The 9,243-nt window shown below is 76.1% G+C and carries 6 protein-coding genes; 5 read left to right on the top strand and 1 reads right to left on the bottom strand.

The genetic code is table 11. The annotated features are described in order from the left end of the window. Positions 1–51 precede the first annotated feature (51 nt). The 3 genes from mnmA to ACSNN9_RS08335 all read left to right on the top strand — a co-directional run bounded on the left by mnmA (position 52) and on the right by ACSNN9_RS08335 (position 3,349). The gene (gene mnmA, locus ACSNN9_RS08345) at positions 52–1,125 is read left to right on the top strand and encodes a tRNA 2-thiouridine(34) synthase MnmA (RefSeq protein ID WP_436672289.1); all 1,074 of its coding nucleotides are present in this window, start codon (positions 52–54) and stop codon (positions 1,123–1,125) included. A 40-nt stretch (positions 1,126–1,165) separates the two neighbouring features. Continuing rightward, positions 1,166–2,170, top strand: a complete 1,005-nt coding sequence (locus ACSNN9_RS08340) for a methionine synthase (RefSeq protein ID WP_436672288.1) — start codon at positions 1,166–1,168, stop codon at positions 2,168–2,170. A 177-nt stretch (positions 2,171–2,347) separates the two neighbouring features. Continuing rightward, positions 2,348–3,349, top strand: coding sequence for an ADP-ribosylglycohydrolase family protein (locus ACSNN9_RS08335; protein WP_436672287.1), 1,002 nt, complete (start codon positions 2,348–2,350; stop codon positions 3,347–3,349). Positions 3,350–3,472: 123 nt separating this feature from the next. Here the strand turns inward: ACSNN9_RS08335 and ACSNN9_RS08330 are convergent, their stop codons facing one another. Further along, a complete protein-coding gene (locus ACSNN9_RS08330; RefSeq protein WP_436672286.1) occupies positions 3,473–4,003 on the bottom strand; it encodes a type II toxin-antitoxin system PemK/MazF family toxin in 531 nt (176 codons plus the stop codon). Positions 4,004–4,201: 198 nt separating this feature from the next. Here ACSNN9_RS08330 and ligA point away from each other — a divergent pair, with 198 nt between their 5' ends. Together ligA and ACSNN9_RS08320 are read left to right on the top strand one after the other, a co-directional pair. Further along, entirely contained in the window at positions 4,202–6,337 is a 2,136-nt protein-coding gene (ligA, locus tag ACSNN9_RS08325) for an NAD-dependent DNA ligase LigA (RefSeq protein WP_436672284.1), read from the top strand. A gap of 174 nt (positions 6,338–6,511) precedes the next feature. Continuing rightward, positions 6,512–9,085 (top strand): putative bifunctional diguanylate cyclase/phosphodiesterase, encoded by a 2,574-nt coding sequence (locus ACSNN9_RS08320; protein WP_436672282.1) that lies wholly within the window; start codon positions 6,512–6,514, stop codon positions 9,083–9,085. Positions 9,086–9,243 lie beyond the last annotated feature (158 nt).

Here is a 9,243-nt window from a genome sequence, read left to right as displayed (position 1 = left end):
GGGGGTGGGAGTGGCGTGGGGATAGGGTCGGTGGGGCGAAGGGAGTGGCCGGTGAGGGTGTTGGCGGCGATGTCGGGCGGGGTCGACTCGGCGGTCGCGGCGGCGCGGGCCGTGGAGGCGGGGCACGACGTGACCGGCGTGCACCTGGCGCTGGCCCGCAACCCGCAGACCTACCGCACCGGGGCGCGCGGCTGCTGCACGCTGGAGGACTCCCGGGACGCCCGGCGGGCCGCCGACGTCATCGGCATCCCGTTCTACGTCTGGGACATGGCCGACCGCTTCCACTCCGAAGTGGTGGACGACTTCGTCGCGGAGTACGCGGCCGGTCGTACGCCCAACCCCTGCCTGCGCTGCAACGAGAAGATCAAGTTCGCGGCGGTGCTGGACCGGGCCGTGGCCCTGGGCTTCGACGCCGTGGTCACCGGCCACCACGCCCGGCTCGGCGCGGACGGCCTGCTGCGGCGCAGCGTCGACCTGCCCAAGGACCAGTCGTACGTGCTGGCGGTGCTCACCCGCGCGCAGCTGGACCGGTCGATCTTCCCGCTCGGCGGCTCGACGAAGGCGCAGGTCCGCGAGGAGGCCGCCCGGCGGGGGCTGGCGGTGGCCGACAAGCCGGACTCGCACGACATCTGCTTCATCGCCGACGGGAACACCCGCGGCTTCCTCGCCGAGCGGCTCGGCGAGGCGCCCGGCGAGGTGGTGGACGCCACCACCGGCGCCGTGGTGGGCAGCCACACCGGCGCGTACGCGTACACGGTCGGTCAGCGGCGCGGCCTGCACCTGGACCGCCCGGCGCCGGACGGCCGGCCGCGCTACGTGCTCTCCATCACGCCGAAGACCAACACCGTGACGGTGGGCCCGGCCGAGGCGCTGGAGGTCTCCCGGGTGCGCGCCGAGCGTCCGGTCTGGACGGGCGGGCCGCGTCCCGACGCGCCGCTGGAGTGCGAGGTGCAGCTGCGGGCGCACGGGGACGTGGTGCCGGCGACGGTCGAGCTGACCGCAGACGGCCTGCGCGCCGAGCTGCGCCGCCCCGTCCGCGGGGTCGCCGCCGGCCAGGCGATCGTGGTGTACCGGCCCGACCCGGCTGGCGACGTCGTGCTCGGCTCCGCCACCATCGCCGGCTGACGACTCACCCGCCGATCCGCGGACCGGATAGTCTTCGGCCGTGACAGCTCAGGTGTGGCCCTGGCCGGCCGGCGCGGCGACCGGCATCGGTTCGCTTCCCGGCACCGACATCGCCGAGGCGCAACGGATCGTCCTCGGTGAGCTTCCGGCCCTGCCCCACCTGCCGGAGCTGCCGGCCCGGGGCCCCGGCGCCGACCTGATCGGCCGGACCGCCGGCCTGCTGGTCGAGCTTCCGGTGGAGCTGTACGCCGCCCGGTGGCGGATCGCGCCGCGCCCGGGACGGGAACTGCGCCGCGCCCGCGACCTGATGGAACGCGACCTCGACCAGCTCGCCGAGCAGGCCGAGGAGTACGCGGGGCCGGTCAAGATCCAGGCCGGCGGCCCGTTGACCCTGGCCGCGTCCCTGGAGCTGCCGATCGGCGGCCGGATGCTGCGCGACCCCGGCGCGGTCCGGGATCTCACCGGCTCGCTCGCCGAAGGGCTGCGCGGGCACGTCGCGGCGGTCGCCCGCCGGCTGCCGCGCGCCACCGTGCTGCTCCAGCTCGACGAGCCGTCGCTGCCGACGGTGCTCGCCGGGCGGGTGCCCACCGAGAGCGGGCTCGGCGCGTACCGGGCCGTGGAGCCGGCCGACGCCGCGTCGCTGCTGCGCACGGTCGTCGAGGCGGCCGGGGTGCCGACCGTGGTGCACTGCTGCGCGCCGGAGGTGCCGCTGGAGCTGATCCGCTCGACCGGCGCCGTCGGCGTGGCGCTCGACCTCGGCCTCGTCACCGACCTGGACCCGCTGGGCGAGGCGATCGACGCCGGGCTCGGGCTGCTGGCCGGCGCCGCGCCCACCGGGCCGTCGGCCGCCGGTCGCCCGCCGACCTCGGCGCAGATCGCCGACCGGGTACGCCAGCTCTGGGACCGCCTCGGGTTTCCCCGCCGGCAGCTCGCCGAGCAGGTCGTGGTGACCCCCGCCTGCGGGCTCGCCCACGCCACCGGACCGTACGCGCGCGCGGTGCTCGCCGCCTGCCGGGACGCGGGACGGCGGCTCGCCGAGGACTGAGGTTTCCTGTCGTACGGGCGGGGCAGGAAGCCGACATGATCGGACAACCGCGCCGGTCGAGCCGGCGATGCCGGGCGCGCCCCGGACCGGCACCTCGCTCGTCACCGCGCGGTCGCGAGCGGGGCCGGCGACGGCGCCGGGTGGTGCGGGTCGCCTGCGGGCGGCATGATCGCGGGCATGATCGACACTCCGCTCCGGCGGGCCGCCGGCTCCCTCTTCGGCCTCGCCTACGGTGACGCGCTGGGCAAGCCGACCGAGTTCCTGACCGTCGCCGAGATCGTTCGCCGCTACGGGCCCGCCGGCCCACGCGACCTCGCCGGCGACCCGGCGCTGGTGACCGACGACACCCAGATGGCGCTGGCGGTCGGCTGGGCGCTGCACGACGCGCCGGCGCTGACTCCGGAGTCGGTCGAGCCGCTGCTGCGGGCGCGCTTCCTCGACTGGGCGGCCAGCCCGGAGAACAACCGGGCGCCGGGCATGACGTGCCTGCGCGCCTGCGCCGAACTCGAGCGCGGGATGCGCTGGCAGGAGGCGACGGTGGCCGGCTCGAAGGGCTGCGGGGCCAACATGCGGGTCACCCCGGTCGGCCTGGTCGACGTCGACCTGGACACCCTCGCCGGGCTGGCCCAGCTCCAGGCGGGGCTGACCCACGGCCACCCGACCGGCCTCGCGGCCAGCGAGCTGACCGCGTACGCGGTGCGGCTGCTGCGCGACGGCGCGGCGCTGGCGGAGCTGCCCCGGCTGCTCGTCGACCGGGCCCGCGACCAGCGGCGGGTCTACCGCGCCGACTGGCTCGGCGACCTCTGGCAACGCCCCGGCGTGGACACGCCGGAGGACTTCATCGCCCGGGGCTGGGACGAGTGCCTCGTGGTCCTCGGCCGCCTCGACGCCGCCCTCGCCGGCCCGGACGACGGCGGCGACCCGTGCCGGCACACCGGCGAGGGGTGGATCGCCGAGGAGGCGCTGGGCACGGCCCTGTTCTGCGCGATCCGGCACGCCGACGACCCGGTGGCCGCGCTGGCCCGGGGCGCCACGACCGCCGGCGACTCCGACTCGATCGCCGCGCTGGCCGGCGCCTTCGTCGGCGCCGCGCTGGGCATGGCGGCCTGGCCCGCCCCGTGGGCCGCCCGCATCGAGTACGCCGACCAGCTCACCACCCTCGCCCTGGCCTGGGACTGACCCCGCGCTCCGACCCGGCCGGCACCCGTCCGGCCTGGTCGGACGGGGAATCCGTCGGCCCGCGGGTGCGGCCGGCCCGGGCCGGTGCGGGTCAGGCGCCGGGCAGGTGGGGGCCGGTGCGCGTCAGGCGCCGGGCAGGTGGGGGAGGCGGCGGATGCGGCGCCACAGGGCGGGGTCGCAGACGCCGGCGCGGCGGGAGAAGTCGGCGAGCGGCACGTGCACCGGCTCGGCCAGGTCGACGAAGCTGTCGTGCCCGGCGTCGGGATCCCACTCCCGGGTCGGGATGCGGACATGGTCGTCCCGGGCGCTCTTGTCCTGACTGGTGATCTTCAGGACGTCGGCGCCCCCGCTGTCGGCCCGCAGCACGAGGCAGGGCCGCACCTTCGAGCCGGTGCCGTCGGCGTACGGGACGTCGGCCCACCAGATCTCGCCGGGACGCGGCGACCCGGTGGGCGCCCGCTCGGCGGTACGCGGTCGGGGCGGCGCGGTGGACCGGCCGGGACCGCCCGGCGGCGTCCTGCGGCCGGGGCGGGAACGTGGCCGCCGGGGCGGACGTTCGGCGGTGTCGCGGTCGCCCCGCCGCCGGTCGTTCCACGCCCAGCCGGCGGCCACGGCCAGCACGATCGCCGCCGCCCAGAGCAGCCATTCCGGCATCCGTACCCCCGCCTGGTCAGTGGCGCGGCGCGGACGCCGCGGGTTCGACGGCGGGGCGGACCTGCCCGCGCGGCCCCGCCGTCCGGCGATCCTCGCACGCCGGCGGCCCCGTCGCCGCTCGGGCGCGGCGGGCGGCCGGCGGATTGTCCCACCGGCCCGATACGGTTCCGAGGTAGCGGAATCACGGGAGGTCGCACGGTGTCCGAGGAAGCCATTGCCCAGCAGGTCACTCCGGCACAGGAGGCGGCGGCGGGCGCCGAGCCGACCCCCGACGTCCGGGAGCGGCACGCCACGCTCAGCCAGGAGCTGACGGAGCACCAGTACCGCTATTACGTGCTGGACGCGCCGCTCATCCCCGACGCCGAGTTCGACCGGCTGCTGCGGGACCTGGAGGCGCTGGAGGAGCAGTTCCCGGCGCTGCGCACCCCCGAGTCGCCGACCCAGCGCGTCGGCGGCACCTTCTCCACCGACTTCACCCCGGTCGCCCACGCCGAGCGGATGCTCTCCCTCGACAACGCCTTCGCCGACGAGGAGCTGGCGGCCTGGGCCGAGCGGGTCGAGCGCGACGCGGGCGGGTCGGTGCCCTACCTCTGCGAGCTGAAGGTCGACGGGCTCGCCATCAACCTCACCTACGAGCGCGGGCGGCTGGTCCGGGCGGCGACCCGGGGCGACGGCCGCACCGGCGAGGACGTCACCGCCAACGTGCGCAGCATCGCCGACGTGCCGAGCCAGCTCGCCACGTCGGCCGAGTTCGGCGACGTGCCGGAGTTCGTCGAGGTCCGCGGCGAGATCTACTTCCCGGTGGCCGCCTTCGCCGACCTCAACGCCGGGCTGGTCGAGCAGGGCAAGCCCCCGTTCGCCAACCCGCGCAACGCCGCCGCCGGCAGCCTGCGCCAGAAGGACCCGCGGATCACCGCGTCCCGGCCGCTGCGGCTGGTGGTGCACGGCATCGGGGCCCGCCGCGGCTTCCAGCCGGTCACGCAGTCCGAGTCCTACGCGGCCCTGAAGGCGTGGGGGCTGCCGACCAGCGACCGCTGGCGGGTGGTGCCCGACCTGGCCGGTGTCGCGGAATACATCGCCCACTACGCCGAGCACCGGCACGACGTCGAGCACGAGATCGACGGCGTGGTGGTCAAGGTGGACCCGGTCTCCATCCAGGGGCGGCTCGGCTCGACCAGCCGGGCCCCGCGCTGGGCGATCGCCTTCAAATATCCGCCGGAGGAGGTGAACACGAAGCTGCTCGACATCGACGTCGAGGTCGGCCGCACCGGCCGGGTCACGCCGCGGGCCGTCCTCCAGCCGGTCAAGGTGGCCGGCTCCACCGTCGCCTACGCCACCCTGCACAACGCCCGGGAGGTCGAACGCAAGGGCGTCCTGATCGGCGACACCGTGGTGCTGCGCAAGGCCGGCGACGTGATCCCCGAGGTGCTCGGCCCGGTGGTCGACCTGCGCCCCGCCGACGCCCGGCCGTTCGTCATGCCCACCACCTGCCCGGCCTGCGGCACGCCGCTCGCGCCGGCGAAGGAGGGCGACGTCGACATCCGCTGCCCCAACTCCCGCACCTGCCCCGGTCAGCTGCGGGAGCGGGTCTTCCACCTCGCCGGTCGCAAGGTGTTCGACATCGAGGCGCTCGGCCACAAGGGCGCGGCGGCGCTGCTCGACGCCCAGGTCATCACCGACGAGGGCGACCTGTTCTCGTTGGACGAGAAGCAGCTCGCCCGGTCGCCCTTCTTCGTCAACAAGGACGGCACCCTCGGCAGCAACGCCGCCAAGCTGCTCGACAACCTCGCCGTGGCCAGGGAGCGCGACCTGTGGCGGGTGCTGGTGGGCCTGTCCATCCGGCACGTCGGCCCCACCGCCGCGCAGGCGCTCGCCCGGCACTTCCGCTCCATCGAGGCGATCGACCGGGCCAGCGAGGAGGAGCTCTCCTCGGTCGACGGCGTCGGGCCGACGATCGCCGCGAGCATCCGGGAGTGGTTCGCCGTGGACTGGCACCGCGAGGTGGTCCGCAAGTGGCGCGAGGCCGGCGTACGGATGGCCGAGGAGGCGGGAGACGAGGGGCCGCGCCCCCTGGAGGGGCTCACCGTCGTGGTGACCGGCACGCTGCCGGGGTTCAGCCGCGACCAGGCGTCCGAGGCGATCCAGAGCCGGGGCGGCAAGGTGAGCGGCTCGGTCTCCAAGAAGACGTCCTTCGTCGTGGTGGGCGAGAACCCCGGCTCGAAGGCCGACAAGGCGGCCAGCCTCAAGCTGCCGATCCTCGACGAGGACGGCTTCCGGGTGCTGCTCGACGCGGGCCCGGAGGCCGCCCGGGAGGTCGCCCGCACCGAGGAGTGACGCCGGGGGCGGGAGCGGCCACCGGCCCGGCGGGGCAGGTCGAGATACCAACTTAATTACGACTACGACCGATTCGCGACTGTCGTGCCGGGCATTGCGACACGGAGGGCGTTTCATTGGTGGCACGGCGTGCCACCGGGTCACGCCCCGTGGACCGAGCCCTCGGGAGGTGTGATGGAGGCCGCAGACTCGCGAAACTCCGTTCCGCCTGGCCGGGCACGCCCGTTCTTCGCCTTCGTCTGGTCGGTGGTCGCGCTGGCGGCGGTGCTCTGCGTACGTCCGCTGCTCGACCTCCCGGCCGAGCTGCCGCGACTGCCGGTGGCGTTCTGGGTGATGGCGGCCCTGGCCGTCGGCTGTGACGCGCGCCCGTTCGTCCCGCCCGGACGCCGGCAGACCTCGGCCGTCTTCCCGTCCACCTGCTTCACCTTCGCCATCCTGCTCGGCTGGGGGTTCGGCCCGGCGATCCTGGTGCAGGCAGTGGCCGTCATCGTCTCCGGTTGGCGGATGGGCCACGCCCCGTGGCGGACCGCCTTCAACGCCGCCCAGTACGCCGCGGCGCTGGGCGCCGCGTACGCGGTCACCTGGCTGGGGCCGGGGACCATCTTCGACGGTGGCCGGCTGCGCGGGACGGACGTGCTGGCGGTGGGCGGCGCGACGGTGGCCTGGTTCGCCGTCAACTACGCGCTGGTCAGCGCGGCCGTCCGGCTGCGCTTCGGCGACCGGTGGTGGCCCAGCCTGCGGCAGGGGCTGGGCTTCGAGCTGCTCTCCACCGGCTCGTTGCTGCTGCTCGCCCCGGTGCTGGTCGCGGCGGCGCGGGCCAGCGCGGCGCTGATCCCGCTGGTGCTGGTGCCGCTGTTCGCCGTCTACCGGATGGCCCGGCTCAGCGTCGAGCAGCAGCAGCTCGCCTCCCTGGACCCGCTCACCGGCCTGCCCAACCGCAAGGCGCTGCTGGCCGAGGTCGGCGAGCAGGTGCACCTGCACGCCGAACGGGCGGCCCGCGGCGAGCCCGACGCCCGGCTGGCCCTGCTCCTGATCGACCTCGACCGGTTCAAGAACGTCAACGACGCGCTCGGGCACGCGGTGGGGGACCGGCTGCTGGTCGAGGTGAGCGCCCGGCTGACCGGCGTGGTCGGTGAGGGCATGGTCGCCCGGCTGGGCGGGGACGAGTTCGCCATCGTGACGACCGGCCTGGCCGACGTCGACGAGGCCCGTGAGCTCGCCGGCCGGGTGGTCCGCGCGCTGGCCGAGCCGGTGTCGCTGGACGGGTTGCCGCTCGACGTGGGCGGCTCGATCGGCATCGCGCTCTTCCCCGAGCACGGCGAGGACTTCGCGACCCTGATGCGCCACGCCGACGTGGCGATGTACGACGCCAAGCACCGCAACGACACCGTGGCGGTCTACGCGGCCGAGTCCGACCACAACTCCGCCGAGCGGCTCGGCCTGCTCGCCGACCTGCGCCGGGTGCTGGAGGCGGGCCGTCCGGCCGGCGACCCGCCCGGGGCGGTCCGGGCCGTCGAGGCCGACCTGTCGGACGACGACGCCCCCTGGCGAGCGGAGGACGGCGCCCCGGTCGCCGGCGGGGCGCGGGGCGGGGACGGAGCCGCGCTCCCGGCGGACGTCGCGGGTCTCGCCCCCGGGTCCGGCCGCTGGCGGCTGCGCCGGCGCAGGCAGCGCCCGGGGCCGCCGCCCACCGACGAGCTGATCAACCGGATCGTGACCGCCGCCGACCCGATCCGCCGCCGGGCGGTGGCCGCCGGGGAGACCGGCCCCGACCGGGGCGACGGTCCCGGCCGTCGCGGCGGTGCCGGGCGCCCGGGCGGGCAGGGCGCCGCAGTCGTACGCCGGCAGGGCCCGCCCGTCGACGACGGCGTGGAGGATCGCGGCGGCGACCGCGCCCCGACGGGCCGGCGGGGGGCCCGGCACGCCACGGCCGGCGGGCACGACGCGGACACCGCCGCGGCCGTCGACGCGGGCGCAATCACCATGTACTACCAGCCGCAGATCGCCATCGCGACCGGCGAGGTGGTCGGCGTGGAGGCGCTGCTGCGCTGGCGGCACCCCCGCCGGGGGATGGTGGACCCCGAGGAGCTGATCCGGGTCGCCGAGCAGAGCGCGGTGATGCGGCTGCTCACCCGCCGGGTGGTGGACGACGTGGTGGAACAGCTCGCCAAGTGGTCGGCCGCCGGGATGAGCCTGCCGGCGGCGCTCAACGTGAGCGTGCGGGACCTGCACACCGGCGAGATCGCCGACCAGATCGCCGACCGGCTCGCCCGGTACGGCGTGCCGCCGCGGCGGCTGCAACTGGAGATCACCGAGGGCGCCCTGATGGCCGACCCGCGCCGGGTGCTGGCCACCATCACCCGGCTGCACCGGATCGGCGTGGGCATCGCGCTGGACGACTTCGGCACCGGCTACTCCTCCCTCCAGCACCTGCGGCGGCTGCCGCTGTCCGAGGTGAAGGTGGACCGCTCCTTCGTGCTCGGGATGGCCGAGGACGCCGACGACGCGGCGATCGTGAAGTCGACGATCGAGCTGGCGAAGGCGCTCGGGCTGCGGGTGGTCGCCGAGGGCGTCGAGGACGAGCGCACCTGGCGCATGCTGTACGCGGCGGGCTGCGACGCGGCGCAGGGCTGGTTCTACGCCCGGCCGATGCCGGCCGAGGAACTGGTCGGCTGGCTGGCCCGCTACCGGCCGGTCCGCCCCACGCCCAGCCCCGACGCGGAGATCCCCCGCCGGCACGCCCGCTGAGCCACCGCCCCTCGCCGGTGTGGCCGTCGGCGCACGACGCCCCGCCGCGTGGGAGGGGGAGTCGGGGACGCGCCGCCGGGGCGGAACAATAGACTCGCTCCGGTCACCGCGCGTCACGCACCTCGTCCGCGCGGCCGACACCCGGTCCGACCCGCAGC

The organism is Micromonospora sp. URMC 107 (assembly GCF_051386315.1).
Classification (GTDB): Bacteria; Actinomycetota; Actinomycetes; order Mycobacteriales; family Micromonosporaceae; genus Micromonospora.
This window is presented reverse-complemented; position numbering and strand designations above follow the sequence as displayed.